Genomic DNA, 26,915 nt, shown 5'->3' on the forward strand with positions numbered 1-26,915 from the left:
CGAGAGAGGAGCACATGACGGCTCTGCAGGCGCTGCCTCCCCACCCCCATCCGTGGTCGACGCTTCTGGCGCGCGGCGACGTCGTCTTCGACGACGGCGTGTTCCGGCTCCGCCACGTCGACACGACACCCGCCCAGGCACTCGAGGCCGACCTGCTCCTGGTCGCGGACGCCCTCGACGCCGCCGGCATCGCCACGACGCTGATCCGTCACGGGCGCACCTCTCCCGCGCTCGTGGTCGACGCCGACGAGCGGGGCGCCGTGCTCGGTGCGCTGCGCGCCCTCGGCGAGCGCGAACCGCTCTACGCCAAGCCCGCCGGCGCGGCGCTCGCGCTGGCTGCCGATCTCGGTACGACGACGTCGGCGGCCGCCGACGGCGCCCGATCCATCCGGCTGTTCCGGCCGCGCATCAGCGGCACCGGTTCGCTCCGCTACGACAGGGAGTGCGGCTTCGCGCTCGAGTTCTGGCGGCGCGACGGCGACCTCGTGCACGCTCCCCGGGCGAACGCGCTGACGCGCCGCGTGTTCCCCGCCGACGATCTGCGACCGGCGACGACGCACCGCTACGGACGGTCGTGGCGGACGCTCGACGGCATGTTCGACCCCCAGCCGGACGAGGTCGTCGACGAGATCGACCTCGTGTTCTCGTGGGTCGACGGTTCGTCCAGCGAGTTCCAGCGGCAGCGGGCCGCGCAGATGGCGGGATACGTCGTCGGCGAGGGCGACGAGAGCGCGGCGCGCTACCGTCACGTCGACGAGCTGCGGTACGCCCTGCGGAGCGTCCACATGTACGCCCCGTGGGTGCGGCGCATCTTCATCGCGACCGATTCCCCGCGCCCGGCGTGGCTGGCCGATGATCCCCGCGTCACGCTCGTGCGCAGCGAGGAGTTCTTCGCCGACCCCTCGGTGCTGCCCACCCACAACTCGCACGCGATCGAGGCGCAGCTGCACCGGATCGACGGTCTCGCCGAGCACTTCCTGTATTCCAACGACGACATGTTCTTCGCGCGCCCCGTCGACCCCGAGCTGTTCTTCACCGCCGGCGGCGTGTCCAAGTTCGTCGAGTGCCCGATCCGGATCGGCACGGGAGAGCCGATGCCCCACCGCAGCGGCCACGACAACGCCCTGCGCGTCAACCGGGCGCTGCTGCACGAGCGCTTCGGCCGCACCATCCTGCGCGATCTCGAGCACTGCGCGACGCCGCTGCGACGCAGCGTGCTGAGCGAGCTCGAACGCGAGTTCCCCGACGACTTCGCCCGCACCGCGGCGTCGCGCTTCCGCTCGGCGACGGACATCTCCGTCACCAACAGCCTGTACCACTACTACGCGCTGATGACGGGCCGTGCCGTCGTGTCGACGGAGGCTCGCGTGCGCTACGTGCAGTCGACGCTCGCGACGTCGCTGCGTCAGATGCGGCGGCTCGAGAAGCGGCGCGACGTGGACATGTTCTGCCTCAATGACGGCGGATCCTCCGAGGTGCCCGAGGAGCTGCGCATCCGCACGGTGCGCGACACGCTCAAGCGGATGTTCCCGGTCCGCGCGCCGTGGGAGCGGCCCGCGGAGCAGGTCAGCGCTTCATCGGTCGGTGCTGCACAGGTCGGTGCAGCACAGGTCAGTGCAGGACCGGCACCGGACGAGTCGGCGGAGCGGATCGGCGCGCCACACTGACGCCCGTGACCCCGGCCTCGGCCAGCAGTTCGCGTGCGCGCCCCGGATCGGTGTACTCGACGGGGACCGGAACGTCAACGGGAACGACGGCGTGGACGATCGTGTCGTCGTACACGTGCACGAGGTTGAACGCCTGGGCGCCGTCCTGCGGCCGCGTCCCGCCGACCGGGACGGTGAGATCCTGCGCGTAGCAGGTGGACGAGGCGACCGACACGGGGATGCCGGCGAACGTCCCGAACGTCGAGTAGTGAAGGTGCCCGGCGATGATGGCGCGCACGTCGGTCCCCCGCAGCACGTCGGCGAGGCGGCGCTGGTCGCGCAGCTCGACGCTGGCGGCCAGGGCCAGGACGCTCGGCACCGGCGGGTGGTGCATGGCGAGGACCGTGCCCAGGGGCGCGGGAGTCACCAGGACCCCGGCGAGCCACGAGAGCTGCTCGTCGGTGACCTCGCCGTAATGGTGGCCGGGCACGCTCGTGTCGAGGGTGACGATGCGAAGGCCGTCGAACTCGTCGACCCTGTCGACGGGGCGTTGATCGTCGCCGTGCTCGTCCCACAGCTCCGCCCGGAACGCGGCGCGCTCGTCGTGGTTGCCCATCACCCAGACGACCTCGGCGCCCAGGCGCTGCGCGAACGGCTCGACCCGCTCACGGAGGTCGGCGTAGGCGCGCCGCTCACCCAGGTCGACGAGGTCGCCGGTGAACACGATCACGTCGGGGCGGACCCCGGAGGCCTCGATCCCGTCCAGTGCCCGGCTCAGCCGTTCGCTGCCGTCGATCGCGTCGAAAAGGAGTGGCGCACCCGCGCGCAGGTGCGTGTCGCTGAGGTGCAGAAGAACCCGTTCGGGAGCCGGGTACTCGGCGTTTGGCATGCGCCAGATGTTACAGGCATGTTTCGTAACGTCGCGAGAACGCGCGCGGAACGTCAGATAACGTGCGCGCGCGAGATGGCGACGAAGTCGTCGATCGTCAGATCTTCGCCGCGCGCGGTCGGGGCCACTCCGGCGGCCTCGAGGACGGCCGAGGCCTCGGCGGCCGTCCCGCCCAGAACGCCCGCCAGAGCCTGGCGGAGCATCTTGCGGCGCTGCTGGAATGCGGCGTCCACGATCCGGAAAGTCCGTCGCCGCTCGCCCTCGTCGCCGCGGGGCTGCGGGTCGCGGTCGAAGGCGACGAGGACGCTGTCGACGTTGGGGACGGGCCAGAACACCTGACGCGAGACGGTGCCGGCGAGCCGCCACGTCCCGTACCAGGCCGCCTTCACGCTCGGCGCACCGTAGGTCTTCGACCCCGAGGGGGCGGCGAGGCGCTCGCCGACCTCGGCCTGGACCATGACGACGCCGCGCCGGATGCCGGCGAAGGTCTCCATGAAGTGGAGCAGCACGGGCACGCTGACGTTGTACGGCAGATTCGCCACGAGGACGTCGGGTTCGCCGGGCAGCTCCGTGATGCGCAGCGCGTCGGCGGCGATGACCGACAGCGCCCCGTCGGGGACGCCGTGCGCGGCCGCCGTCTGCGCCAGGCGCGCGGCGAGACGGTGGTCGATCTCGACGGCGGTGACGGGTGCGCCGGTCTCGAGGATCGCGAGCGTCAGCGACCCCAGACCCGGACCGACCTCGACGACGTGGTCATCGGCGGTCACGCGGGCGACGTGCACGATCTTGCGGACCGTGTTCGCGTCGACCACGAAGTTCTGGCCGAGCTTCTTCGTCGGCGTCACGTCGAGATCGGCGGCGAGCGCGCGGATCTCCGCGGCCCCGAGCAGTGTGACGACCATCCCCCCAGCCTAGGGCGCGCTCCCGCCGAGCCGACACGCTCCGCGCGAACCGACAGGCTGCGCCCGCACGCGGGATGTCGGTTCGGCACAAGCGTGTCGGCTCGCCGGTGACAGCGGGCTCAGGCCGCAGCGGCGGCGGCGCGTGCGGCGCCGGGCAGCGCGTCGATCACGCGCGAGAGCACGTCCTCGTCATGGGCCGCGGTCACGAACCACGCCTCGAACGCGGAGGGCGGCAGGCTCACGCCGGCATCGAGCATGGCGTGGAAGAACCGCGCGTACGCGGCGGCGTCCTGGCGCTGCGCCGTCGCGTAATCGGGCACGCCCGCCTCGATCGTCGCGCCGAAGAACACGCTGAACAGGGTCCCGGCGCGCTGGACCACGTGCGGCACGCCGGCGGCCGAGAGCGCGTCGGCCACAGCGCCCGAGAGCGTGTCGGCGGCCGCGGCCAGCGCCGCGTACACCGCGTCGTCGGCCAGGCGCAGCGTCGCCAGTCCCGCCGCCACCGCCACGGGATTCCCGCTGAGCGTGCCGGCCTGGTAGACGGGCCCCAGGGGGGCGAGCAGATCCATGAGATCGGCGCGGCCGGCGACCGCGGCCACGGGCAGGCCGCCCCCGATCACCTTGCCGAACGTCACCAGGTCGGCGGCCACCGGCTCGCCCGCGTCGCGCAGGACCTGGGCGTATCCGCCCGCCGCGGCGCGGAACCCGGTGAGCACCTCGTCGCTGATGAGCAGGGCGCCCTCGCGGTGCGCCAGATCGCGCAGCGCCGCGGTGAACCCGGGCGCCGGAGGGACGACCCCCATGTTGGCCGCGGCCGCCTCGGTGATGACGGCGGCGATGCGGCCGGGGTGCGCCGCGAACGCCTGCTCGAGCGCGCCGAGGTCGTTGTAGGGCACCACGAGGGTCTGCGCGGCGACCGCCTCGGGCACGCCGGCCGAGCCCGGGAGGGCGAAGGTGGCAAGACCCGACCCGGCGGCGGCGAGGAGCCCGTCGGAGTGGCCGTGGTAGTGGCCGGCGAACTTCACGAGGAGATCGCGCCCGGTCGCGCCCCGCGCGAGACGGATGGCGGTCATGGTGGCCTCGGTCCCCGTGGAGACCAGACGCACCTTCTCGACGCCGGGCACGCGCGCGGCGATCAGCTCGGCGAGCTCCGCCTCGGCCGGGGTCGGCGCACCGAAGGACAGTCCGCGGCGCGCGGCGGCCACCACCGCCTCCACGACCTCCGGGTGCGCGTGGCCGAGAAGGGCGGGGCCCCAGCTGGCGACGAGGTCGACGTAGCGCCGACCGTCGGCGTCGGTGACGTACGCACCGGCGGCCGACGTCAGGAACCGCGGCGTCCCGCCGACCGAGCCGTACGCGCGGACAGGCGAGTCGACGCCCCCCGGGATGACGCGCTGCGCGCGCGCGAACAGCTCCTCGTTGCCGGTCACGCCGACTCCTCCCCGCCGCGCAGTCGCTGCGCGACCTCGATGGCCCAGTAGGTCAGGATGGTCTCGGCGCCCGCGCGGCGGATGCCGATGAGCGTCTCGGCGATGGCGCGGTCGCGGTCGATGAGTCCCGCGGCGGCGGCGTGCTCGACCAGCGCGTACTCGCCCGACACCTGGTAGGCCCAGACCGGCACCGGGGAGACCTCGGCGACGCGCGCGAGGACGTCGAGGTAGGGGCCGGCCGGCTTCACCATCACGATGTCCGCGCCCTCGTCGGCGTCCACCAGCGCCTCCTGCACGCCCTCGCGGCCGTTGGCGGCGTCGAGCTGATAGGTGCGGCGGTCTCCGTCGAGGGTGGACTCCACGGCGTCGCGGAACGGTCCGTAGAACGCCGAGGCGTACTTGGCGGCGTACGCGAGGAGCGCGACATCCGTGCGTCCGGCCGCGTCGAGGGCGGCGCGGACCGCGGCCACCTGGCCGTCCATCATCCCCGAGAGCCCGAGGATGTCGGCGCCTGCGGCGGCCTGGGCGACGGCCATACGGCCGTAGACCTCGAGCGTCGCGTCGTTGTCGACGGAGCCGTCGGCGGCGAGCAGGCCGCAGTGGCCGTGATCGGTGAACTCGTCGAGGCAGAGGTCGGCCTGCACGGTGAGGCGCCCTGCGGCGGCCCGGGCGGCGACGGCGATCGCGCGGTTGAGGATGCCGTCCTGCGCGGTCGCGCCCGACCCGACGGCGTCGCGGTGCTCGGGCACGCCGAACAGCATGACGCCGCCCAGCCCCGCCGCCGCGGCCGCCTCGACGACCGCCGGCAGCCCGTCCAGCGGGTGCTGGGCGACACCGGGCATGCTCGCGATCGGCTGCGGCGCGTCGATGCCCTCCTTCACGAACACCGGGAGCACGAGCCGGCGCGGCGTCAGGTCGTGCTCGGCGACGAGGCGTCGCAGGGCAGGGGTGGCGCGCAGGCGGCGCAGGCGCCGCTCGGGGAACGCGGTCATGGGGTGGTCTCCGTTCGTGCGGAAGCGAGAGGGATGCGGGAGTCGTCGAGCTCGGCGACGAGGGCGTCGACGCTCTGGGTGCGGGCGGTGTGCCCGACGGTGAAGCCGATCTTCGCGGCGTCGCGCGTCGTCCCCGGGCCGATCGACGCGACGAGCGTGGAGGCGGGCGGGATGCCGATCTGGCGCCGGAGCTCGCGCGCCACGCTGAGCGAGGTGAGGAGGATGACGTCGACCTCCCCCGATCCGATCCGGTCGCGGACCTCGGGGGCGAGGTCGACCCCGACCGTCCGGTAGCCGATGCAGACGTCGACGCTGAAGCCGCGGAGCTCCAGCTCGTCCGAGACGACGGAGGTCGCGAGATCCGAGCGCAGCACGAGACAGCGTCCCGTCGCACGCGGATCGCGGCCGGCGCACCACTGGGCCGTCAGTGCGGCCGCCGACGACTGCCCGGCCGGCACGAACGCCACCTCGCTTCCGGCGTCGGCGACCGCGCGCGCGGTCGCCGATCCCACGGCGGCGATCTGCGTGGTCGCCGGCACCGTCACACCGTGGCGGGCGAGCTGCTCGACCGCGGCGGCGCTCGTGACGAACAGCCAGGCGTACTCACCGGCGGCCAGTGCCGCGAACGCGCGGTCCCGCGCGGTCAGGTCGCGCGGGGCTGCCGAGGCGATGACGGGCGCCACGATCCCCTCCGCGCCGCGCCGCTCGAGGTCTGCGCGCACCCGCGCGCCCCAGGCGCCGCCGCGCGGGATGAGCACGGACGCACCGCGAAGTCCCCCGCTCCCCGCTGCACCGCTCGCCGTCACCGCGCCGACCCCGTGAGGTCGGCGAGCTCGCCCGCGCCGGCGTCCAGGAGCTCGGCCACCACGTCGGCGGCGGCCGTATCGCGCCCCGCGGCATCGGCGAGCGTCGCGGCGGGCACCTCCCGGGCCACGCGCACCGACCGCGCGCCGTCCAGCGCGTACACCTCCGCCACGAGGGCGACACCACCGGCCGCCGCGTCGGCGGCGTCGCCGAGGGCGAGGGCGCTGATCCCGACCGGGGCCGCGCATCCCGCCTCGAGCCGGCGCAGCACGTCGCGCTCCCAGAGACTGGTCAGCGTCGAGGAGCCGTCTCCGATGACGCCGACGGCTGCGGCGAGCTCGGCGTCGGCGGCGCGCACCTCGACGGCCAGCGCGCCCTGGCCCGCCGAGGTCGGCCATGCGCCGAGGTCGAACGTGTCGGTGATCTCGTCGGTGCGCCCGAGTCGTGACAGTCCCGCCTCGGCGAGCACGGTCGCGTCGTACTCGCCCTCGTGGACCTTGCGCAGACGCGTGTCGACGTTGCCGCGGATGCCGCGCACGACGAGGTCGGGGCGATGCCGGAGCAGCTGCGCGACGCGGCGGGGCGACCCGCTGCCGACGACGGCCCCGTGCGGGAGGGTCTGCAGGGTGAGCCCGTCCCGCGCGCACAGGACGTCGCGCTGGACCTCCCGGGGAGGCACGGCCGCGATCACCAGTCCCGGGACGGCACCCGTGGGCAGGTCCTTCATCGAGTGCACGACGAGGTCGCACTCCCCGCGCAGGAGCGCCTCCCGGAGGGCGGCGACGAACACGCCGGTCCCGCCGAGCTGGGCGAGCGGGCCGGTGAGCACGTCACCGGCGGTGGTGATCGGGACGAGCTCGACCTCGCGGCCGGTGGCGGCGCGCAGCGCGTCGGCGACCTGCCCGGACTGGGTGGTCGCCAGCGCGCTCGCGCGTGTGCCCAGCCGGAGGGCGGGAGCAGTCGTGGTCGTCGTCACGGGGCGATCCCGGCGAGCGCCGGCTGGAATCCGAGCCGCTTGTTCTCGCAGCAGCCCGGGCGGCACACGTCGTACCAGGGACCCAGATCGGTCACGTGGGGCCGCTCGTCCGGCGCGGTGCCCCGCAGGCGCTCCTCCATGAGGTCGACCAGCCCCGCGACGTAGGCGGGGTGGGTGCCCGGCGTCGCCGTGCGCAGCGCGACGAGACCGAGCTCATCGGCCGTCTCGAGCGCTTCGGTGTCGAGGTCCCACAGCACCTCCATATGATCGCTCACGAAGCCGAGCGGCACGATCAGCACCGCGCGTCGGCCACGACCGGGAAGCTCCTGGAGCGCGTCGTTGATGTCCGGCTCCAGCCACGGCACCTGCGGCGGGCCGGAGCGGCTCTGGTACACGAGCTGCCAGGCGCTGCCGATCCCCAGCTGCGCCATGATCTGCTCGGCGACGGCGAGGTGCTGGGCGACGTAGGCGCCTCCGGGGCCGAACTCCCGCTCGGGCGGTCCCGACCGGTCCGCATCGGAGTCGGGGATCGAATGGGTCGAGAACAGCACCTCGACCTCGCGCTCGAGGTCGGTGATCCCGCGCTCGGCCAGCTCGGCGACCGCCGCGCGGATCCCGTCGACGAACGGTGCGACGAACCCGGGGTGATCGAAGAACTGACGCACCTTGTCGATCTCGACGCGGCCCGCGAGCCCCGTCGCCTCGACGGCGTCGGCGAGGTCCTCGCGGTACTGGCGGCACGAGGAGTACGACGAGTACGCGCTCGTCGCGATCGCGAGCAGGCGGGTGCGCCCCGCGTCGGCGGCGTCCTGGAGGGCGTCGGCGACGTAGGGCATCCAGTTCCGGTTGCCCCAGTAGACGGGAAGGTCCAGCCCGCGCGCGGCGAGCTCCGCGTCGAGAGCCGCCTTCAGCTCCCTGTTGTGGTCGTTGATGGGCGACACGCCGCCGAAGTGACGGTAGTGGTGCGCGACCTCCTCGAGGCGCTCGTCGGGGATCCCGCGGCCGGCGGTGACGTTGCGCAGGAAGGGGATGACGTCGTCCTGCCCCTCCGGGCCGCCGAAGCCGAGCAGCAGCACGCCGTCGTAGGCGACCGGCGTGGTCGCGTGGGCGTCGCCGGCGCAGGTCGCGGGCGTCGCCGCCGGGACGCGGCAGCCCTCGCCGAGGGCGGGCGCGGAGCTCGCACGCGGCGGCTTGGGCCGGAAGCCCTCCGGGACGGACCGTCCGATGTTCTCGGCCATCAGCCCAGCACCTCCGCGAGCTCGGAGGTCGCCACGCGGCGACCCGTGTAGAAGGGCACCTCTTCGCGCACGTGGCGGCGGGCGTCGGTGGCCCGCAGGTCGCGCATGAGGTCGACGAGGCTCAGCAGCTCGTCGCTCTCCAGCGGCAGCAGCCACTCGTAGTCGCTGAGCGCGAAGGTCGAGACGGTGTTGGCCACCACGTCGGTGAAGCGCGCCCCCTTCCTCCCGTGCTCGGCCAGCATCGCGGCGCGCTCGTCCTCGGGGAGCAGGTACCACTCGTAGCTGCGCACGAACGGGTACAGGCAGAGCCATTCCCGCGCCGCCTCGCCGCGGAGGTATCCGGGCACATGCCGCTTGTTGAACTCCGCCTCGCGGTGCACCCCCATGGCGCTCCACTCGCACCCGAACCCGGCGAGGACATCGGTGCGCCGGAGGGCCCGCAGGGCCTTCTGGAGGGCTGCCGCGTCGTCGCCGTGGAGCCAGACCATGAGGTCGGCGTCGGCGCGCATGCCCGTGACGTCGTAGATCCCCCGCAGGGTCACTCCGGCATCGGCGAGCGCGGCGATCTCGCTGTCGAGCGCGGCGATCGCCGCGGCGTCGGGAGCGCCGGCGCGCGGGCGGGGCGCGGTCAGCACGGCGAACAGGGTGTAGCCGACGAGGTTCTCCTCGGTCATGCGGTCCTCCGGTCGTTCGAGGTCGGTGGGGTGTTCGGGGTGAGCGTCGCGGCGGCCGCGAGGGGGTCCGGCACCGCCGGGGTGCCGGGTCCGATCGGCGAGGGCCCCCGCAGTTCGGCGACGAGGGCCCGCGCGAGCTCCCGGGCGTGCGGCACGACGGACGCCAGCCCCGTGCCTGCGGCGGCGGCGCCCGCCAGCAGCACGCCGTCGGCGGCGAGGGCGGCGCGGCGGGCGGGATCGACGGGCGGGGCGGCGACGGCGTCCGGCCACGCCTGCTCGACGACGGCGACGACGTCGGCCGGGTCGAGCGCGACGCCGGCGAGCACGTCGAGCTCGCGGACGACGTCGGCGGCGGTGCCGAGGCGCGACGCCCCGTCGCGGGCCGAGAAGCGCACGATGTGGTGTCCGGGCGGCACGGCCTGGGCCACCCACTCCCACTTCGACGTCACGTGGGTGAGAGCCTTGGCCTGCGCAGGAACATCGGCGGCCGCGATGACGCCGGATCCGACGGGTGCGTCATCGAGCGCCGGTGCACGGACGAGGGCCGCCGCGACCCGCACGACGGGCGGCGCCGCCGCCGGCGTCGCGAGCAGGCTCCGTGCGGCCGCGGTTCCCGTGGCGAGCACCACGCGCCGCGCGCGGAGCGTGGCGTCGCCGGCCGCGACCGACACCCGTCCCTGCTCCCTCGCGATCTGCCGCACACGCACCCCGGTGCGGATGTCGGCGCCCTGTGCCGTCGCGGCGCGATGCAGCTCCTCGGCCAGGCGCCACATCCCGCCCTCGATGCCGCCGACGGCCGCTCCGGCGCGCTCGGGGGCCGCGAGCGAGGCCGCCGCCGCGGTGAGCGATCCGAGGTCGCAGAAGGCGCGCCACAGCGCCGGATGCAGCCGCGAGAGGCGGACCTCGGCCGCCGGCACCGAGTACACGCTGCGGCAGAGCGGATCGACGAGCCGGTGCAGGAGCGCCGGTCCGGACCGCTCGGCGACGAGGTCGGCCAGGGAGGGCTCGGCGGGCTCCCGCCCGCCCGACGGCATCTCCGCCTCCGCGGCGGCGCGGCCCGCGCCGGCCTCGCCGAGGATCCGCACGACGTCGTCGGCGAGAGGGTCGGCGGGGATGCCGAGCACCGTCCGGCGCGGCAGCGGGGCGCGGAGCACGCCGTGGTCGCCGACGGCGGCGAGGTGGGCTCCCCCGGCCGTGGGGGCCACGATGCGCAGGCCCAGACCCGCGTCGGCGATGAGGTCGGCCACGCCCGTGGTGCGCGTGGCGAAGGATTCCGCGCCGATGTCGATCGCGACGCCGCCGAGGTCGGCGCGGCGGAGCATGCCGCCGGTGCGGTCGCCCTCTTCGAGCACCACCACATCGAGCCCCGCACGCGCGGCGTCGTGCGCGACCGCCAGGCCGCCGATGCCGGCGCCCACGACGACGAGGTCCACGGTCACGGCATCCGCCAGTCGTGCACCGCCCGCACGACGTCGCCGATGGCGTCGGGGTCGGCGTCCATCGGCACGCCGTGGCCGAGGTTGAACACGTGCGCGCGGGCCGCGGATCCTGCCTCGAGCACTCGGTGCACCGCCGCCGTGCGCACCGGCTCGGGCGCGAACAGGAGGGCCGGGTCGAGGTTCCCCTGCACGGTGAGATCGCGGCCGACGCGGCGCCGGGCCTCGTCCAGCGGCACCCGGTAGTCCACGCCGATCGCGTCGATGTCGAGCGAGGCCATGTCGGCCAGCAGCTCCCCGGTGCCCACGCCGAAGTGGATCAGCGGGATGCGGTCGATGCCCGCGCCCTCGGCGACCGCGGGGAGCGGAAGCTCGCGCACCGCCCGCAGTGCGGCAGCCGAGGCGGGGAGCACCGACGCGCGGTAGACGTCCGGGGCCAGCGCCCCGGCCCAGGAGTCGAACAGCTGCGCGGCGCTCGCCCCGGCCGAGACCTGGAGCGCGAGGAACTGGCCGGTGACCTCGGCGAGCCAGCCGGTGAGGGCGCGCCACGCCGAGGGGTCGTCGTGGATGAGGCGCCGGGCGGCGAGGTGATCCTTCGACGGTCCGCCCTCGACGAGGTAGGCCGCCAGCGTGAAGGGGGCGCCTGCGAACCCGATGAGCGGCAGCGGCTCGCCGCGCGCCTCGGACTCCTCGGCGAGCATCGCGGTCGTGCGGCCCACGGCGTCCGCGATCGCCTCGCCGCGTTCGCGCACGAGGGCGGGGTCGATCTCGACGGCTGCGGCGATGTCGGCGGCGGTGCGCAGCGGCCGGGAGAAGACCGGGCCGCGCCCCGCGGCGATCTCGACGTCGATGCCGATGAGGGCCAGCGGGACGACGATGTCGCTGAAGAAGATGGCCGCGTCCACGCCGTGGCGGCGCACCGGCTGCATCGTGATCTCGCTCGCGAGGGCCGGGTCCAGGCACGCCTCGATCATCGTGCCGCGGCTGCGGAGCGCGCGGTACTCGGGCAGCGAGCGCCCGGCCTGGCGCATGAACCACACCGGCGTCACCGCAGGGCGGTCGCCGCGCAGCGCGCGCAGCAGACGCGACGAGGCGGTGTCGTGAGCGGTCAGCGGATGGGACGAGGCGGCGCCGGAGACGGCGACCCCCGCGTCAGGGGCTTCGGGTGCAGGGATGATGCGGCTCCTCGATCGAGTTAATCGTTATACTAACCCTGTTCGCCGAGCGTCCTCGGCCCGCCGCCCCGATCGGAACCCCACGTGCTCGTCTGCCTCACCGCGCATCAGCGCACCACCCCGCTCGAGTCCCTGGAGCGCCTGGCGGGGATGGGCGACGAGGTCGCCGTGCGGCTGAAGGACGCCCACGACGAGATCCGCGGCGCGGTCGTGCTCTCCACGTGCAACCGATTCGAGGCCTACTTCGACCTCGACGACGCCTCCCCCGTGCCCGCGATGGACGCCGCCATGGAGCAGTTGTCCGGACTGGCCGACCTGCCGTTTCGCACCGTGCGGGACACCGTCGACTTCGCGCAGGGGCACCGGGTCGCCCAGCACCTGTTCTCGGTCGCCGCGGGGCTGGACTCGGTCGCCGTCGGCGAGGACGAGATCGCCGGCCAGGTGAGGCGCGCCCTCGACGCGGCCCGCCGCGACGGTCTCACCACCGCGCCGCTCGAGCAGCTGTTCCAGCGGGCCACCGAGGCCTCTCGCGCCGTCCGCAACAGCACGCGCCTCGGCGAATCGGGGCGCTCGCTCGTCCGGCTCGCGGTCGAGCTCGCCGGCTCCCGGCTCGACGGCTGGGAGGACGCGCGCGTGCTCCTGGTCGGCACCGGCCGCTACGCGGCCGCGTCGCTCGCCGCGCTGCGCGACGTGGGGGCGCGCGACATCCGCGTGCACTCGAGGTCCGGACGCAGGAAGTTCGCGCACCGCGAGCACCTCACGGTGGTGCCGGCCGAGGACTACGCCGCCGAGGCCGCAGCCGCCGACGTCGTCGTCACCTGCACCACCACCTCGCACGAGTTCGCACTCACCGCCGACGACCACGCCGTCGCACGCGCCGGCATCCGCTCCCCGCAGGTCATCGTGGACCTCGGCATGCCGCGCAACGTCGATCCGGGCGTCCGGGCGCTCCCCGGCGTCGAGCTCCTCGACCTCGAGACCATCCGCGTGCATGCGCCGATCGACGAGAGCGCGACCATCGACCACGCGCGCGAGATCGTGCAGGCCGCCGCTTCCCGCCATGCCGCCGCCCACCGCGTCCACGGGGTCTCCCCCGCCGTCGTCGCCCTGCGCGAGCACGTGCGGGGCGTGCTGGAGGAGGAGATCGCCCGCGGCGTCGGCGCCGAGACCGAGGCCGCGCTCCGCCACTTCTCCGGCGTCCTCCTCCACGGCCTCATCGCGCGCGGCCATTCGCTGGCGGCGGGCGGGCACGGGACGGAGTGGGCCGACGCGGTCGAGACGGTCCTCCCGCCGCGGGCCGGTTCCGCGGTCGCCTCGGACAGCTCCGATGCGCCCGACGTGCGGGTGAACTCGTGACCGAGCCGCGCGGAGTGACCCTGAAGGACATCGCGCTGCGCGCGGGGGTCTCCACCGCGGCGACGAGCCAGGCGCTCAACGATCGCGGCAGCATGCGTCCCGAGACACGGGAGCGGATCAAGGCGATCGCCGCCGAGCTCGGCTATCGGCCCAACAAGCATGCCGCCGCCCTCCGCAGCGGCCGGACGATGTCGGTCGGCTTCGTGATGGCCGACAGCTCGCTCGACGACGGACGCCGCGCCCTCCAGCGCGCCCGTCAGCTGGCCTCGCTCGTGCGCTCCTCCGCCGAGCACGGCTTCACCGTCACGGTCCTCCCCGACTCCCGTCCCGATCTCCTGCCCGGCGCGCAGATCGACGTGCTCTACTTCCCCGACCCCGCCGACGACCGCGCCATCCTGCGCGAGGCGGCGAGCCGCGGCGTCCCCGTCGTCGCGACCGACCTGTACATCGCCGGCGCGCCCGGGCTGAGCGTGCGCACCGGGTACGACGCCGCCGTCCGCGCCGGCTTGACGCACCTCGAGGCGACGGGGGCGGAGCGGATCGGTTTCCTCGTCGACGAGAGCGAGGTGCCGCGCGATCAGATCGGCGAGAGCGCCTACCTCGCCTGGACCGCGGTGCGCGGCCGCACCCCGCTGGTGGCGCGGGTCGACGCCGGTCGCCGGCGCCTCGCCCGCGAGGTGCGCGACCTCCTCGACCGCGGAGCCGACGCGATCTTCGCCTTCTGCGAGGACGGTCCGGAGATCTACCTGCAGCTCGAGGCCACGTCGCTCGTGATCCCCCGCGATGTCCAGCTCGTCGCGCTGTGCACCACCGAGGCGGGAAGCGGCGAGTGCGCCCTCAACGAGCGCCTCGGCGTCACGCGGGCGTGCGTGCACCCCGAGCTGGCGGCCGAGGCGATGTTCACCGCCCTCGGCGGCCCGCTCCCGGCCGACGGACCCGCGGTCGTCGACCTGCCGTGGGAGCTCATCAGCGGCGCGACCACGCGCTGACGCGCGCCCCGCCCCGCGCCCCTCCCGCGCTCGCGCCCGCTCAGTCGAACGAGCCGTAGACCTCGAGGGTGTTCGCCGCCAGCTGCGCGCTCAGCTCGTCGACGTCCAGACCCAGCTCGGCGGCGAGGAAGCGCACGGTCACGGGGATGAGGTACGGCGCGTTCGGGCGGCCACGGTGGGGGGCCGGGGTGAGGAACGGCGCGTCGGTCTCGACGAGGATGCGCTCCCGCGGCGTGACCGCGAGCGCGTCGCGCAGGTTCTGCGCGTTCTTGAACGTGACGTTCCCCGCGAAGCTCAGCCAGTAGCCGCGATCGGCGGCGATCCGAGCCATCTCGGCGTCGCCCGAGAAGCAGTGGAACACCGTGCGCTCGGGGGCGCCGACGCGTTCGAGGGTCTCCAGCACGGCCTCGTGCGCGTCGCGATCGTGGATCTGCATCGCGATGCCGTGCTTCTTCGCGAGCGCGATGTGCGCCTCGAAGCTCTCGTGCTGCGCGGGAAGGCCCTCGGCGTCGGTCCGGAAGAAGTCCAGCCCCGTCTCGCCGATCGCCCGCACGCGCGGCTGGGCGGCCAGCTCGTCGATGACCGCGATGGCGTCGCCGAGCGCGCCGGCGGCCGCGTAGGCGGGGGCCTCGTTGGGATGGATCGCCACCGCCGCGAGCACGCGGGGATGGGAGGCGGCCGCCCAGGCCGACCACCGGCTGGAGTCGATGTCGCCGCCGGCCTGCACGACGCCGGCGACGCCCACCTCGGCCGCGCGCGCCAGCTGCTCGTCGAGCGACAGTCCGACGCCGTCCTCGATCTCCAGGTGGGTGTGGTTGTCGTAGACGGGGACCGCGAGCGGCTCGGGGGCGTCGGGATAGGTGACGTCCCGGGTGCCCTTCTCGCGGGTCCGGACGTACTGCGAGGGATCGGTGGCATCCTTCACGGCATGTCCCGCTTTCGGTCGTTCACGGCGCTGTCGACGCGCATGTTTCGGGACATGTCCTGCGGAAATCGGGACATGCGGTGTCGATTTCGGGACATGCGCCGATCAGGCCTGCTCGATGCGCGGGAACAGCGGGGCGAGGCCGTTGACACTGGTGCCCGGGCGCAGCACGCCCCACGCGCCGGCGTCGCGCAGCGGCTGGTCCTGCAGGCGGCCGAGCGACTCGGCCGCGCCCAGGGCGATCCAGAGCTTCTCGGTGGCCACCGGCATGATGGGCGACAGCAGCACCGCGAGCGCGCGCAGGGCCTCCGCGGCCGTGTACAGCACGGTGCCCAGCCGCTCCCGCTGCGTCTCGTCCTTGGCGAGGGCCCACGGCTCGTTCTCGGTGATGTACCCGTTCGCGGCGTCGACGATCGTCCAGATGGCCGCGATCGCCTCGTCGGGACGGAAGCGCTCCATCGCCGCGTCGGCCTCGGCGGCTGCCGAGGCGACCGTGTCCCGGATCGCCCGGTCGCGCTCGTCGCCCGCGGCCGCCGGCGGCACCACGCCCTCGAAGTAGCGCTCGATCATCGCCGTCGTGCGCGAGGCGAGGTTGCCGAAGCCGTTGGCGAGCTCGGCCTGGTAGCGCGCCGAGAGGTCCTCCCACGAGAACGAGCCGTCCTGGCCGAAGGCGATCGCCGAGAGGAAGTAGAACCGGTACGCGTCGGAGCCGAAGACATCGGTGATCTCGGTCGGCGCGATGCCGGTGAGCTTGGACTTCGACATCTTCTCGCCGCCGACCAGCAGCCAGCCGTGGGCGAACACGCCCCGCGGCACGTCGAGCCCGGCGGCCATCAGCATGGCGGGCCAGATCACGGCGTGGAAGCGCAGGATGTCCTTGCCGACGACGTGGTAGGCCGGCCAGCGCCGGGCGAACTGCTCCGGGTCGGTGCCGTAGCCGACGGCGGTCGCGTAGTTCAGGAGCGCGTCGACCCACACGTAGATGACGTGGCTGTCGTCCCACGGCACCCGGATGCCCCAGTCGAAGGCGGAGCGCGAGATCGAGAGGTCCTTCAGGCCGCTCTTGACGAACGAGATCACCTCGTTGCGCGCCGACTCGGGGCGGACGAAGTCGGGCACGCTCCGGTAGAGCTCCAGCAGCCGGTCGCCGAACTCGCTGAGCTTGAAGAAGTAGTTCTTCTCCTGCAGGAGCTCCAGCGGCTTGGAATGGATCGCGCAGACCTTGAGGCCCTCGAACGCTCCGGTGCCGTCGACGATCTCGGCCTCGGGCTTGAACTCCTCGCACCCCACGCAGTACAGCGCCTCGTACTCCCCGGCGTAGATGTAGCCGCGATCGAACAGGGCCTGCACGAACTGCTGCACCCGCTCCTCGTGGCGGGGCTGGGTCGTGCGGATGAAGTCGTCGTTGGCGACGTCGAGGGTCTTCAGGAGCGGGAACCACGACTCCTCGACGAGCTTGTCGACCCACTCCTGCGGCGTCACGCCGTTGGCCGCGGCCGCACGGAGCATCTTCTGGCCGTGCTCGTCGGTGCCGGTCAGCATCCAGGTGTCGTCCCCGGCCTGCCGGTGCCAGCGCGCGAGCGTGTCCACGGCCACCGAGGTGTACCCGTGGCCGATGTGCGGAAGATCGCTCGGGTAGTAGATCGGGGTCGTGATGTAGAAGGAACGGCCGTTGCTCACCCGAGGATTCTAGTTGGGCGGGACCGGCCGTTCTTCGCGTGTGACGCTCAGGCGGTCTCGCGGACCACCAGCGAGGTGGGCAGCACCACGGACTCGCGCGGACGTCCCGCGATGACGTCGAGCACCATGTCGACCATCGTGTGGGAGATGTCGGTCCACGGCTGGCGCACGGTGGTCAGGGGCGGGTCGTGGATCTCGGCCAGGCCGGAGTCGTCGAAGCCGGCGACGGCGATGTCCTCGGGAACCCGCTTGCCGGCGCGGCGCAGGGCGGCGATGGCTCCCACGGCCATGACGTCGGAGGCGGCGAACACCGCGTCGATGTCGGGCGCGCGCTCGAGGAGCCGCGTCATCGCGGCGTCGCCGCTGGACTGCTCGTAGCTGCCCTGCTCGACGAGGTCCGGATCGAACGCGTCCCCCATCTCCTCCTGGAAGCCGACGAGGCGGAACCGGCCGCCGGGGGTGTCGTTGGGGCCGGTGATGAGGGCGATGCGGCGGTGCCCGCGGCCGCGCAGGTAGCGGGTCATCTCGCGCGCGGAGGCGACCTCGTCGACGGAGACGTGCGGCACGGCCTCGGCGGCCAGCGGGATGCCGGCGCACACCGTGGGGACCCCGGCCGCGACCAGGGAGGCCAGCAGCGAGTCGGACTCGTGCGAGGACACCAGGAGCACGCCGTCGACGTGGCCGGCGCGCACGTACTGCTCGACGGTGGCCTGCTCCTCGGGCGTGCCGGCGATGAGCAGCACGAGGGTCATCGACCGGGCGGCGAGCGCCTCGGTGGCTCCGCGCAGGAGCAGCGCGTAGGTGGAATCGGCGAACAGCAGGTGCTGGGGCTCGGTGAGGAGGAACGCCAGGGAGTTCGCCCGGCCGGTGGCCAGGCTCCGGGCGGCGTGGTTCGCGGTGTAGCCGGTCTCGAGGATCGCGGCATCCACCGCGGCGCGGGCCTCGGGCGACACCCAGTGCCCGCCGTTGATCACGCGCGACACGGTGCCGTGCGAGACCCCGGCGACGGCCGCGACGTCGCGGATCGTCGGCTTGCGGGGGTGATCTGCAGCAGCCATCACCGGTGACTCTACCGCCTGGCACCCTCGCGTCCGCGCGCGTTCTGGGACCGGTCACAGTTCGGTAACGAAGGGCGGTCGGGCACGAGGGGCCGACGTACACTGATCGGGAGGCTGTGACCGGTCACAGCCAGGACATCCGGACAACGAGGACCCGACGCCATGAGCTCCACGCCTTCGCCCGCCACCGCGTGGCCCGCGATCTCCGGCATCGCCTATGGCGGCGACTACACGCCGGAGCAGTGGCCGCGCGAGGTGTGGGACGAGGACGTCGCCCTCATGCGCGAGGCCGGCGTCAATCTCGTGAGCATCGGCATCTTCGCGTGGGGGCTGCTCGAGACCGCCGAGGGCGAGTTCGACTTCTCGTGGCTCGACGACGTGATCGAGCTGCTGCACGCCAACGGCATCGCCGTCGACCTCGGCACCCCCACCGCCTCTCCCCCGGCGTGGTTCTTCGCCGACCACCCCGAAGCCCGCGCCGTCACCCGCGACGGCGTGCCGCTCGGGTTCGGCGCGCGCGGCATGGCCTCGCACTCGGCGCCGGCCTACCGCGAGGCCGCGGTCCGCATCGCGACCGAGCTCGCCCGCCGCTACGGCTCCCACCCCGCCGTCGTCCTCTGGCACGTCCACAACGAGTACGGCGTTCCGGTCGGCGAGGACTACTCCCCCCACGCCGTCCGTGCGTGGCGCGAGTGGCTGCGCGCACGCTACGGCAGCCTCGACGCGCTCAACGCCGCCTGGGGCACCGCGTTCTGGGGCCAGCATTACGGCGACTGGGAGCACATCGGCGCGCCCGCCACAGCGCCGTCGGTCATCAACCCCGCGCAGCGACTCGACTTCGCGCGCTTCACCGATCACCAGCTCCGCGCGTGCTTCATCGCCGAGCGCGACGCGATCCGCGCCCACAGCGACCGCCCCATCACCACCAACTTCATGGCCAACCAGCACCATGGCTGCGACCTGTGGGCCTGGGCGCGCGAGGTCGACGTCGTCTCCGACGACCACTACCTGTGGGCCGCCGACGACGAGGGCGAGATCGGCCTGGCCATCGCGGCCGACCTGACGCGCTCGGTGGGACGAGGCGCGCCGTGGATCCTGATGGAGCACTCGACCTCGGCGGTCAACTGGCAGCCCCGCAACGTCGCCAAGCGCCCCGGCGAGATGGCGCGCAACTCGCTGTCGCACTTCGGGCGCGGCGCCGACGGCATCCTCTTCTTCCAGTGGCGGGCCTCGCGCTCGGGCGCCGAGAAGTTCCACTCGGCGATGCTCCCCCACGCCGGCACGTCGTCCCGCGTGTGGCGGGAGGTCGTCGACCTCGGCGCCAAGCTGCAGCGGCTCGACGAGGTGCGCGGCAGCCGCGTGCACGCCGACGTCGCGATCCTCTGGGACTTCGAGTCCTTCTGGGCGCAGGACCTCGAGTGGCGCCCGTCCGAGGACGTCAGCCACGACGAGCGCATCCGCGCCTTCTACGAGAAGCTGTGGCGCGACGGGATCACCGTGGACTTCGCGCTCCCGGGCCACGACCTGTCGGGCTACAAGCTCGTGCTCGCCCCCGCGCAGTACATGCTGAGCGCGGCGGATGCGGGCAACCTCGACGCCTACGTCGCCGCGGGCGGCACGCTCGTGGTCTCGTTCTTCTCGGCGGTGGTCGACGAGAACGACGCCGTGCACCCCGGGGGCTTCGCCGCGCCGCTCGAGCCGGTGCTCGGCGTGCGCGTCGAGGAGCACCTGCCCCTGCGGACCGGACACGTCGCCGCGATCGAGTTCGACGGCACGCCCTACCCGGCCGACACGTGGCAGGAGGATCTCGTGCCGACCACCGCCGATGTGCGGGCGATCTTCACCGACGGTCCGGCCGCCGGTCGTGCCGCCGTCACGCGCAACGCCCACGGCGCGGGTGCCGGCTGGTACCTCGGCACCCGCCCCGACAGCGCCGGGCTCGCGGCCGTCCTCGAGGCCGCCTACGCCGACGCGGGGATCGCTCCGGCCGGCCTGCCCGCCGGGGTGGAGTCGATCCGCCGGCGCTCCGACGAGGCCGAATACCTCGTCGCCATCAACCACGGAACGGATGCCGTTTCGTTGCACACTTCGGGCTTCGACCTGCTGACACAGGAGGAAGCACGAGGCATGCTGGTGCTGAACGCGGGAGACGTCGCCGTCCTCCGCACGCAGCGCACAGCCGAAGGGGGTGGTCGATGACCGACCGCACTCCTGCGGGCCTTCCCGCGAATCCGCACTGAGAGACACACACCTGCCTCGGCCACCGGCCGCGGCATCCCACCATCGGTCGTGACGAGGCGACTTCACCGAGGCCGCGCCGGATCGACCACCCTTTGGAAGGACAATCCATGCGCAAGATGGGTATCGGCATCGCCGCCCTCGCCGCCACCGGCCTCCTGCTGGCCGGCTGCAGCAGCACCCCGCCGGCGACCACCCCCACCGAGACCGAAGAGGCGATCGACGCGAGCGGCGTGACCCTCACGGTCTGGACCGACGAGAACCGCAAGCCCGCCATCGAGGCGGCCGCGGCGACCTTCGAGGAGGAGACCGGCGGCAAGATCGAGCTCGTCCAGAAGAACTTCGAGGACATCCGCACCGACTTCACCAACCAGGTGCCCACCGGCGAAGGCCCCGACATCACGATCGGCGCCCACGACTGGCTGGGCAGCCTCGTCCAGGCCGGTGTCGTCTCGCCCGTCGACCTGACCGACACCGCGAGCAGCTTCGCGCCGGTCTCCCTCGACGCGTTCACCTACGACGGCCAGCTGTACGCCCTGCCGTACTCGCTCGAGACCATCGCGCTCATCCAGAACACCGAGCTCGTCGGCGACGACGCGCCCGCCACCTGGGACGACGCCATCGCCGCGGCCGACGCCGCCGGCGCCGAGCGTCCGATCGTGATCAACACCGGCGGCCAGACCGGTGACGCGTACACGATGTACGGCTTCCAGACCTCCTTCGGCGCCCCGGTGTTCGTCAGCGACGCCGACGGCTACACGACCGAGGTCGGCATGGGCGGCGAGGCCGGCACGGCCTTCGCCGAGTGGCTCGGCGCCAACGGCGAGAAGGGCACGGGCGACATCTCGACGACGATCGACTACGACACCAACAACGAGCTGTTCGCCAGCGGCGAGGCCGCCTACACCGTCCAGGGCCCCTGGGCGATCGAGGCTCTCACCGCCGACGGCGTCGAGATCAAGGTCAACCCGATCCCCTCGGCCGGTGGCGAGACCGCGTCGCCGTTCGTCGGCGTGCAGGGCTTCTACGTGAGCTCGCAGAGCGAGAACGCCCTGGTCGCCCAGGAGTTCCTCACGAAGTACCTCGCCACCTACGACGCCCAGAAGGCGCTGTACGAGGCCGACCCGCGCATCCCCGCGTGGAACGACCTCGCCACCGAGGTGTCCTCCGACCCGGTGATCGCCGGCTTCGTGGCCTCGTCGCAGAACGGCGTCCCGATGCCCAACATCCCCGAGATGGGCTCGGTCTGGGACCTCTGGAACGCCGCTCAGGTGCAGATCATCAAGGGCGCCGACCCGGCGTCCACGTGGGACAAGATGATCACCGACCTGCAGGCGCTGATCGGCTGATCGGCTGATGCCGCCGGGGGCGGACGGACGGGCCTCCGCCCGTCCGTCCCCGGCCCTTGCCCGCACCCCCTCGAAGGAGATGCACATGTCGGTTCCGCAGGACACCGCCCCGGCGCAGGCCGCGCCCCCGAGCAAGGCCCCGCCGGCTGCCGCGCCGAGCGAGCCGCACGGCCGACGCTGGAACGGCGTGGGCTGGGGCTTCCTCGTGAAGCTCGTCATCATGGCGATCGTCAACGCGTTCGGCCTGCTGGGCATCTTCGCCGCCGCGCAGGCGCAGTCCTGGATCATCTTCGGCGCCGCGGTCCTGCTGCTGGCCGCCGCCGACATCGTCTACTTCACCAAGCGCGCCCTGCCCCTGAAGTACCTCCTGCCGGGGCTCGGCTTCCTCCTGGTCTTCCAGGTCTTCATCTTCGGCTACACCGCCTACATCGCCTTTACCAACTACGGCGCCGGACACGTCGGCTCGCAGGAGCAGGCCGTGCAGGCCGCCCTCAGCCAGGGCGAGCGCCGCGTCGAGGGCTCGCCCACCTTCCCCCTCGCCGTCGTCGAACAGGGCGGCACGCTCGGGTTCGCGATCGTCGAGGAGGGCGAGATCAAGGCGGGGTCGGCCGAGAGCCCGCTCGCCGTGGTCGGCACCACCACCGCCGCGGGCGCCCCTGCCGAGGTCCCCGGGTGGACGATCGTCCCCCGCAACGACATCATCAGCGACCAGGCCCTCCAGAAGGAGGTCATCGCCCTGCGCGTGCCGGTGTCCGACGACCCGAACGCGGGATCGATCCGCACCAACGACGGCAGCTCGGGATCGATCTACCAGTCCACCCTGCAGTGGGACGCCGAGAGCCAGACGATCACCGACACGTCGTCGGGCACCGTCTACCGGGCGACCGCCTCGGGCAACTTCGCCTCCGACGACGGGGTGACCCTCCCGACCGGGTGGACCGTCCACGTCGGATTCGACAACTTCGTCCGCCTCTTCACCGACCCCGCCATGATCTCGCCGCTGGCGACCGTGACCCTGTGGACCTTCGCCTGGGCGATCCTGTCGGTCGTCGTCCCGTTCGCGATGGGACTCGTCTTCGCGATCATCTTCAACGACGAGCGGATCAAGGGGCGCAAGATCCTGCGGACCCTCTTCATCCTCCCCTACGCCTTCCCGGCGTTCATGTCCGCGCTGCTGTTCCGGGGCATGTTCAACGCCGAGTTCGGCGTGATCAACGAGTTCTTCTTCGGCGGGACGAACATCGACTGGCTGGGCGATCCCTGGCTCGCGAGATTCGCGGTGCTGTTCGTGAACGTCTGGCTGACCTATCCGTACTACTTCCTCGTGTGCACGGGCGCCATTCAGGCGCTGCCCTCGGACGCGCTCGAGGCGGCCTCCATCGACGGCGCCGGCCGGTTCCGCCAGCTCCGCTCGATCATCCTGCCGCTCGTGCTCGTGGCCACCGCGCCGCTGCTGATCTCGTCGTTCGCCTTCAGCTTCAACAACTTCACGATCATCTACATGTTCAACAACGGCGGCCCCGCGATACCGGGCGCGCCCTACGCCCTCGGCTCGACCGACATCCTCATCTCCGCGATCTGGGACATCTCCGGCGTCTCGGGCGGCAAGGCGGACTACGGTCTGGCCAGCGCACTGTCGATCCTGGTGTTCATCGTCGTCGGACTCATCTCCGCCCTGGCCTTCCGCCAGACCAAGAAGCTCGAGGAGTACCAGTGATGTCCGCTCCGAACGACACCCGCACCGAGGCCGCCCAGGCCCGGGCCGCCCGCTCCTCCGTCACGCTCGACGCCGGCCGCCGCAGCGCCGTCCGCCGGCGCTGGCTCATCGAGGTGGGCTGGAAGTACCTGGTCGCCGCCGTCATCCTCTTCTACGCGATCTTCCCGCTCGTGTACGTGCTGTCGGCGTCCTTCAACCCGGGCGGCAGCCTGGCGGCCAGCAATGCGCTGTTCTCGGTGTTCGACGTGGGCAACTACGCCGCCCTCGGCGGCACGCGGTACTGGACCTGGTACGGCAACACCCTCCAGGTCGGGATCGCCGCGGCCGTCGGCGCCGTCCTCATGGGGGCCGCCGCCGCCTACGCCTTCTCGCGCTTCCGCTTCCGCGGGCGCCGCATGGGGCTCACGGCCCTGCTCATCATCCAGATGTTCCCGCAGGCGCTCGCCTTCGTGGCCATCTTCCTGATGCTGCTCGCCCTCGGCGAGGTCTTCCCCGCGCTCGGACTCAACTCGAAGATCGCCCTCATCTGCGTCTACCTCGGCGGCGCCCTCGGCGTGAACACGTTCCTCATGTACGGGTTCTTCAACACGATCCCGATGGAGCTCGACGAGTCGGCGAAGATCGACGGCGCCACCCACGCGCAGATCTTCTGGACGATCATCATGCCGCTGGTGACGCCGATCCTCGCCGTGGTGGCGCTGCTGGCGTTCATCGCGTCGTTCGGGGACTACATCATCTCGAAGATCGTGCTGGTGTCGGAGGACAACTGGACGCTCGCGGTCGGCATGTTCCAGTGGGTGTCGAACCAGCTCTCCAGCAACTGGGGACTGTTCGCGGCCGGAGCGATCCTCGCGGCGATCCCCGTGCTCGCGCTCTTCCTCGGCCTGCAGCGCTACATCATCGGCGGGCTGACCGCCGGGTCGGTCAAGGGCTGAGCGGGCGGGGAGGGCTGCAGCGGCACCCGCTCGCGCGGGGACGCCTGCGGTCCTCCCCGGTCGCGCGGTCAGCGGGCGGCGAGGGCCGCCTGGTAGAGGTCGCGCGAGCTGCGCCCGGTCTGACCGGCAACCTCCGAGGCAGCTTCGCGCAGGCGGACCCCGTCAGCCACGAGCGCGAGAACCTGCGCGACGGCGTCCTCCTCCGACACGGCGCGGGCGGGCGCACCGCCCACGACCACCACGATCTCGCCGCGCACGCCGTCGGCGGCCCACGTCGCGAGCTCTGCCAGCCCGCCGCGCACGACCTCCTCGTGCAGCTTGGTCAGCTCCCGGCAGACGGCCGCCGGGCGGTCGGGCCCGAAGGCGACAGCCATGTCGGCGAGCGTCGCGGCCAGCCGGGAGGGCGCCTCGAAGAAGACCATCGTGCGCGGCTCGGATGCCAGCGCCGCCAGGGCGGAGCGCCGCTCCCCCGGCTTGCGGGCCGGGAAGCCCTCGAACGTGAAGCGGTCGGTCGGGAGCCCGGCGACGGCGAGCGCGGTCACGACCGCCGAGGGACCGGGGATCACCGTGACCGCGACGCCCTGATCGACCGCGGCGGCCACCAGCGCGTAGCCGGGGTCGCTGACGGTGGGCATGCCGGCGTCGCTCAGCACCAGCAGGTCCTCGGTCGCCGCCCGCGCCACCAGATCGCCGGCGCGCTGCTTCTCGTTGTGGTCGTGCAGGGCGAGCAGCCGCGGCCGGTTGGCCACACCCAGCGCCTGGAGGAGCCGCTGCGTGGTGCGGGTGTCCTCGGACGCGATCACCGTGGCCGCCTCGAGGGCCGACACCAGTCGCGGCGAGGCGTCCTGGAGATTTCCGATCGGCGTCGCAGCGAGGATGATCACCGCCCCAGCATAGGCTGGTGCCCGTGACGAAGTCGGCCGAGCCCCTGCTCCCTGCCGAGCCCGCGTCGGTGACCGAGCGGTGGCAGGCGAGGCTGTCGTCGCAGCCGCGGCTCCAGCGCCTCTACGGCTGGGCGGTGCCGGCGGCGATCACCCTCCTGGCGCTCGTGCTGCGGGTGTGGAACCTCGGCCATCCGCACGTGCTCGTCTTCGACGAGACCTACTACGTCAAGGACGCGTGGAGCCAGTGGATCCTCGGCTACGCGGGGTCCTGGCCCGAGGGCGCGAACGAGCAGTTCGTCGCCGGTCAGACCGACGTGTTCACCACCGATCCGAGCTTCGTCGTCCACCCCCCGCTGGGAAAGCTCCTCATCGGCGTCGGCATGTGGGTGTTCGGCCTGGAGTCCTCGTTCGGCTGGCGCATCTCGGCCGCCCTCTTCGGCACCGGATGCGTGCTGCTGCTCTACCTGCTCGCCAAGAGCATGACCGGCTCGATCGTCTTCGCCGGCACCGCCTCGTTCCTGCTCGCGATCGACGGACTCGGCATCGTCATGAGCCGCGTCTCGCTGCTGGACATCTTCCTCACCTTCTTCACGATCCTCGCGTTCTGGTTCGTCGTCCTCGACCGCAACCGCCACCTGGACCGCCTCGCCGCGCGCGTGGCCGCCGCGGCGGCCGGCGATCGCGGACCCGACTGGGGCCCCCTCCTCTGGAATCGCCCGTGGGTGATCGCCGCGGGAGCCGCCGCGGGAGCCGCCACCGCAGTCAAGTGGTCGGGCGTGTGGGTGCTCGCCGCCATCGGCCTCTACCTGGTGGTGACCGACGCGCTGGAGCGCCGGCGGCTGGGCGTCGGCTTCTGGCCCGTCGACGCGGTCCGGCAGGGTGCGGCGTCGTTCGTGCTGCTCGTGCCGGTGGCGTTCGTGGTCTACCTGGCGTCGTGGACCGGATGGCTCACCACCGACGGCGGCTACGACCGGCACTCCGCCGACGCCGAACCCGCGTCCGGGCTGTTCGGCTGGGTTCCCCTCGCACTCCAGAGCCTGTGGCGCTACCACCAGACGATCTACGACGCGATGACCCGGATCACCGCCGAGCACAGCTACGAGAGTCCCGCCTGGCAGTGGCCGCTGCTGTGGCGGCCGACCTCGATGCACGCCGCATCGACGATCGACGGGCAGGACGGCTGCACGGGCGGGGCCAACGGCTGCCTCGAGATCCTCTACAGCATGCCCAATCCGCTGCTGTGGTACGCCTCGATCGCCGCCGCCGTCTACCTCGTCTACCGCTTCACGCTCGATCGCGACTGGCGGCACGCGCTCGTGCTGGTGGGCATCGGCGCCACCTGGCTGCCGTGGCTCCTCTTCGACCGCACGGTGTTCCAGTTCTACACGATCGTCATCTGGCCCTTCCTGCTCCTGGCGCTGACCTTCGCGCTGCGCGACATCGCGGGCGGCGAGGACGCCGACCGCCATCGCCGGCTCGCCGGGCGGCGTACCGTGGCCGTCTTCCTGATCGTGGTCGTGGCGCTGTCGGCGTTCTGGTACCCGCTGTGGTCGGCGATGCAGGTGCCCTACGACTTCTACCGCCTCCACAACTGGCTGCAGGGCTGGGTGTGAGCCTGCTCC

The 26,915-nt window shown here is 72.9% G+C and carries 22 protein-coding genes; 8 read left to right on the forward strand and 14 right to left on the reverse strand.

Going from position 1 to position 26,915, the window contains the following annotated elements; all coding sequences use genetic code 11:
- Nucleotides 1–14 precede the first annotated feature (14 nt).
- Nucleotides 15–1,667 (forward strand): stealth conserved region 3 domain-containing protein, encoded by a 1,653-nt coding sequence (locus tag ACPWUT_RS09125; protein ID WP_425836711.1) that lies wholly within the window; start codon nucleotides 15–17, stop codon nucleotides 1,665–1,667.
- On the opposite strand, the gene ACPWUT_RS09130 is transcribed toward ACPWUT_RS09125, so the two are convergent.
- The 10 genes from ACPWUT_RS09130 to hemE form a co-directional block, all read right to left on the reverse strand.
- A complete protein-coding gene (locus tag ACPWUT_RS09130) occupies nucleotides 1,612–2,535 on the reverse strand; it encodes a phosphodiesterase (RefSeq protein ID WP_425836714.1) in 924 nt (307 codons plus the stop codon). The genes ACPWUT_RS09125 and ACPWUT_RS09130 overlap by 56 nt on opposite strands.
- 53 nt (nucleotides 2,536–2,588) lie before the next feature.
- On the reverse strand, nucleotides 2,589–3,437 hold the full coding sequence (gene rsmA / locus ACPWUT_RS09135) for a 16S rRNA (adenine(1518)-N(6)/adenine(1519)-N(6))-dimethyltransferase RsmA (protein ID WP_284527660.1): 849 nt from the start codon (nucleotides 3,435–3,437) through the stop codon (nucleotides 2,589–2,591).
- A 119-nt stretch (nucleotides 3,438–3,556) separates the two neighbouring features.
- Nucleotides 3,557–4,867 carry a glutamate-1-semialdehyde 2,1-aminomutase gene (gene hemL / locus ACPWUT_RS09140; protein ID WP_425836717.1) on the reverse strand — a complete coding sequence of 437 codons (1,311 nt, stop codon included), beginning with the start codon at nucleotides 4,865–4,867 and terminating at the stop codon, nucleotides 3,557–3,559.
- Nucleotides 4,864–5,859 carry a porphobilinogen synthase gene (hemB, locus tag ACPWUT_RS09145; RefSeq protein WP_425836720.1) on the reverse strand — a complete coding sequence of 332 codons (996 nt, stop codon included), beginning with the start codon at nucleotides 5,857–5,859 and terminating at the stop codon, nucleotides 4,864–4,866. The genes hemL and hemB overlap by 4 nt, the downstream gene beginning before the upstream one ends.
- Complete coding sequence (locus tag ACPWUT_RS09150; protein WP_284527663.1) at nucleotides 5,856–6,617, reverse strand: uroporphyrinogen-III synthase; 762 nt, start codon at nucleotides 6,615–6,617, stop codon at nucleotides 5,856–5,858. The genes hemB and ACPWUT_RS09150 overlap by 4 nt, the downstream gene beginning before the upstream one ends.
- Before the next feature lie 44 nt (nucleotides 6,618–6,661).
- The gene (gene hemC / locus ACPWUT_RS09155) at nucleotides 6,662–7,639 is read right to left on the reverse strand and encodes a hydroxymethylbilane synthase (RefSeq protein ID WP_425836724.1); all 978 of its coding nucleotides are present in this window, start codon (nucleotides 7,637–7,639) and stop codon (nucleotides 6,662–6,664) included.
- Nucleotides 7,636–8,880: a ferrochelatase gene (locus tag ACPWUT_RS09160; RefSeq protein ID WP_425842244.1), complete on the reverse strand. Its 1,245-nt coding sequence runs from the start codon at nucleotides 8,878–8,880 to the stop codon at nucleotides 7,636–7,638. Before ACPWUT_RS09160 ends, hemC begins: the two co-directional genes overlap by 4 nt.
- On the reverse strand, nucleotides 8,877–9,551 hold the full coding sequence (gene hemQ, locus ACPWUT_RS09165; protein ID WP_284527665.1) for a hydrogen peroxide-dependent heme synthase: 675 nt from the start codon (nucleotides 9,549–9,551) through the stop codon (nucleotides 8,877–8,879). Before hemQ ends, ACPWUT_RS09160 begins: the two co-directional genes overlap by 4 nt.
- Complete coding sequence (locus tag ACPWUT_RS09170) at nucleotides 9,548–10,990, reverse strand: protoporphyrinogen/coproporphyrinogen oxidase (protein ID WP_425836728.1); 1,443 nt, start codon at nucleotides 10,988–10,990, stop codon at nucleotides 9,548–9,550. The genes hemQ and ACPWUT_RS09170 overlap by 4 nt, the downstream gene beginning before the upstream one ends.
- Complete coding sequence (hemE, locus tag ACPWUT_RS09175; protein WP_425836731.1) at nucleotides 10,987–12,027, reverse strand: uroporphyrinogen decarboxylase; 1,041 nt, start codon at nucleotides 12,025–12,027, stop codon at nucleotides 10,987–10,989. Before hemE ends, ACPWUT_RS09170 begins: the two co-directional genes overlap by 4 nt.
- A 219-nt stretch (nucleotides 12,028–12,246) precedes the next feature.
- Between hemE and ACPWUT_RS09180 the strand changes: the two genes are divergently transcribed.
- Both ACPWUT_RS09180 and ACPWUT_RS09185 read left to right on the forward strand, forming a co-directional pair.
- Nucleotides 12,247–13,518 (forward strand): glutamyl-tRNA reductase, encoded by a 1,272-nt coding sequence (locus ACPWUT_RS09180; RefSeq protein ID WP_284527667.1) that lies wholly within the window; start codon nucleotides 12,247–12,249, stop codon nucleotides 13,516–13,518.
- Nucleotides 13,515–14,507 carry a LacI family DNA-binding transcriptional regulator gene (locus ACPWUT_RS09185; RefSeq protein ID WP_425836735.1) on the forward strand — a complete coding sequence of 331 codons (993 nt, stop codon included), beginning with the start codon at nucleotides 13,515–13,517 and terminating at the stop codon, nucleotides 14,505–14,507. Before ACPWUT_RS09180 ends, ACPWUT_RS09185 begins: the two co-directional genes overlap by 4 nt.
- 40 nt (nucleotides 14,508–14,547) lie before the next feature.
- Here the strand turns inward: ACPWUT_RS09185 and ACPWUT_RS09190 are convergent, their stop codons facing one another.
- The 3 genes from ACPWUT_RS09190 to ACPWUT_RS09200 form a co-directional block, all read right to left on the reverse strand.
- Nucleotides 14,548–15,432 (reverse strand): TatD family hydrolase, encoded by an 885-nt coding sequence (locus tag ACPWUT_RS09190; protein ID WP_425836738.1) that lies wholly within the window; start codon nucleotides 15,430–15,432, stop codon nucleotides 14,548–14,550.
- A gap of 105 nt (nucleotides 15,433–15,537) precedes the next feature.
- A complete protein-coding gene (gene metG / locus ACPWUT_RS09195) occupies nucleotides 15,538–17,112 on the reverse strand; it encodes a methionine--tRNA ligase (protein ID WP_425836741.1) in 1,575 nt (524 codons plus the stop codon).
- Between the two features lie 47 nt (nucleotides 17,113–17,159).
- Nucleotides 17,160–18,170, reverse strand: coding sequence for a LacI family DNA-binding transcriptional regulator (locus ACPWUT_RS09200; protein WP_425836744.1), 1,011 nt, complete (start codon nucleotides 18,168–18,170; stop codon nucleotides 17,160–17,162).
- Nucleotides 18,171–18,332: 162 nt separating this feature from the next.
- Between ACPWUT_RS09200 and ACPWUT_RS09205 the strand changes: the two genes are divergently transcribed.
- The 4 genes from ACPWUT_RS09205 (at nucleotide 18,333) to ACPWUT_RS09220 (ending at nucleotide 24,409) form a co-directional block, all read left to right on the forward strand.
- Nucleotides 18,333–20,369 carry a beta-galactosidase gene (locus ACPWUT_RS09205; protein WP_425836746.1) on the forward strand — a complete coding sequence of 679 codons (2,037 nt, stop codon included), beginning with the start codon at nucleotides 18,333–18,335 and terminating at the stop codon, nucleotides 20,367–20,369.
- A 149-nt stretch (nucleotides 20,370–20,518) separates the two neighbouring features.
- The gene (locus ACPWUT_RS09210) at nucleotides 20,519–21,757 is read left to right on the forward strand and encodes a sugar ABC transporter substrate-binding protein (protein WP_284527673.1); all 1,239 of its coding nucleotides are present in this window, start codon (nucleotides 20,519–20,521) and stop codon (nucleotides 21,755–21,757) included.
- Nucleotides 21,758–21,842: 85 nt separating this feature from the next.
- Complete coding sequence (locus ACPWUT_RS09215) at nucleotides 21,843–23,474, forward strand: ABC transporter permease subunit (RefSeq protein ID WP_425836750.1); 1,632 nt, start codon at nucleotides 21,843–21,845, stop codon at nucleotides 23,472–23,474.
- Complete coding sequence (locus ACPWUT_RS09220; protein WP_284527675.1) at nucleotides 23,474–24,409, forward strand: sugar ABC transporter permease; 936 nt, start codon at nucleotides 23,474–23,476, stop codon at nucleotides 24,407–24,409. The genes ACPWUT_RS09215 and ACPWUT_RS09220 overlap by 1 nt, the downstream gene beginning before the upstream one ends.
- Nucleotides 24,410–24,477: 68 nt before the next feature.
- On the opposite strand, the gene rsmI is transcribed toward ACPWUT_RS09220, so the two are convergent.
- Nucleotides 24,478–25,293, reverse strand: coding sequence for a 16S rRNA (cytidine(1402)-2'-O)-methyltransferase (gene rsmI, locus ACPWUT_RS09225; RefSeq protein ID WP_284527676.1), 816 nt, complete (start codon nucleotides 25,291–25,293; stop codon nucleotides 24,478–24,480).
- A gap of 23 nt (nucleotides 25,294–25,316) precedes the next feature.
- Here rsmI and ACPWUT_RS09230 point away from each other — a divergent pair, with 23 nt between their 5' ends.
- Complete coding sequence (locus ACPWUT_RS09230; protein WP_425836754.1) at nucleotides 25,317–26,906, forward strand: dolichyl-phosphate-mannose--protein mannosyltransferase; 1,590 nt, start codon at nucleotides 25,317–25,319, stop codon at nucleotides 26,904–26,906.
- The last annotated feature ends 9 nt before the right edge of the window (nucleotides 26,907–26,915 follow it).

It is taken from the genome of Microbacterium sp. PA5 (assembly GCF_049860775.1).
Taxonomy (GTDB): Bacteria; Actinomycetota; Actinomycetes; order Actinomycetales; family Microbacteriaceae; genus Microbacterium.

Bases quoted from the DNA above. Each gene is read 5' to 3' on its own strand.
- hemQ (WP_284527665.1), bottom strand. From the start codon at position 9,551: ATGACCGAGGAGAACCTCGTCGGCTACACCCTGTTCGCCGTGCTGACC.
- rsmA (WP_284527660.1), bottom strand. From the start codon at position 3,437: ATGGTCGTCACACTGCTCGGGGCCGCGGAGATCCGCGCGCTCGCCGCC.
- ACPWUT_RS09130 (WP_425836714.1), bottom strand. From the start codon at position 2,535: ATGCCAAACGCCGAGTACCCGGCTCCCGAACGGGTTCTTCTGCACCTC.
- ACPWUT_RS09220 (WP_284527675.1), top strand. From the start codon at position 23,474: ATGTCCGCTCCGAACGACACCCGCACCGAGGCCGCCCAGGCCCGGGCC.
- ACPWUT_RS09210 (WP_284527673.1), top strand. From the start codon at position 20,519: ATGCGCAAGATGGGTATCGGCATCGCCGCCCTCGCCGCCACCGGCCTC.
- ACPWUT_RS09200 (WP_425836744.1), bottom strand. From the start codon at position 18,170: ATGGCTGCTGCAGATCACCCCCGCAAGCCGACGATCCGCGACGTCGCG.
- hemB (WP_425836720.1), bottom strand. From the start codon at position 5,859: ATGACCGCGTTCCCCGAGCGGCGCCTGCGCCGCCTGCGCGCCACCCCT.
- ACPWUT_RS09215 (WP_425836750.1), top strand. From the start codon at position 21,843: ATGTCGGTTCCGCAGGACACCGCCCCGGCGCAGGCCGCGCCCCCGAGC.
- ACPWUT_RS09125 (WP_425836711.1), top strand. From the start codon at position 15: ATGACGGCTCTGCAGGCGCTGCCTCCCCACCCCCATCCGTGGTCGACG.
- ACPWUT_RS09205 (WP_425836746.1), top strand. From the start codon at position 18,333: ATGAGCTCCACGCCTTCGCCCGCCACCGCGTGGCCCGCGATCTCCGGC.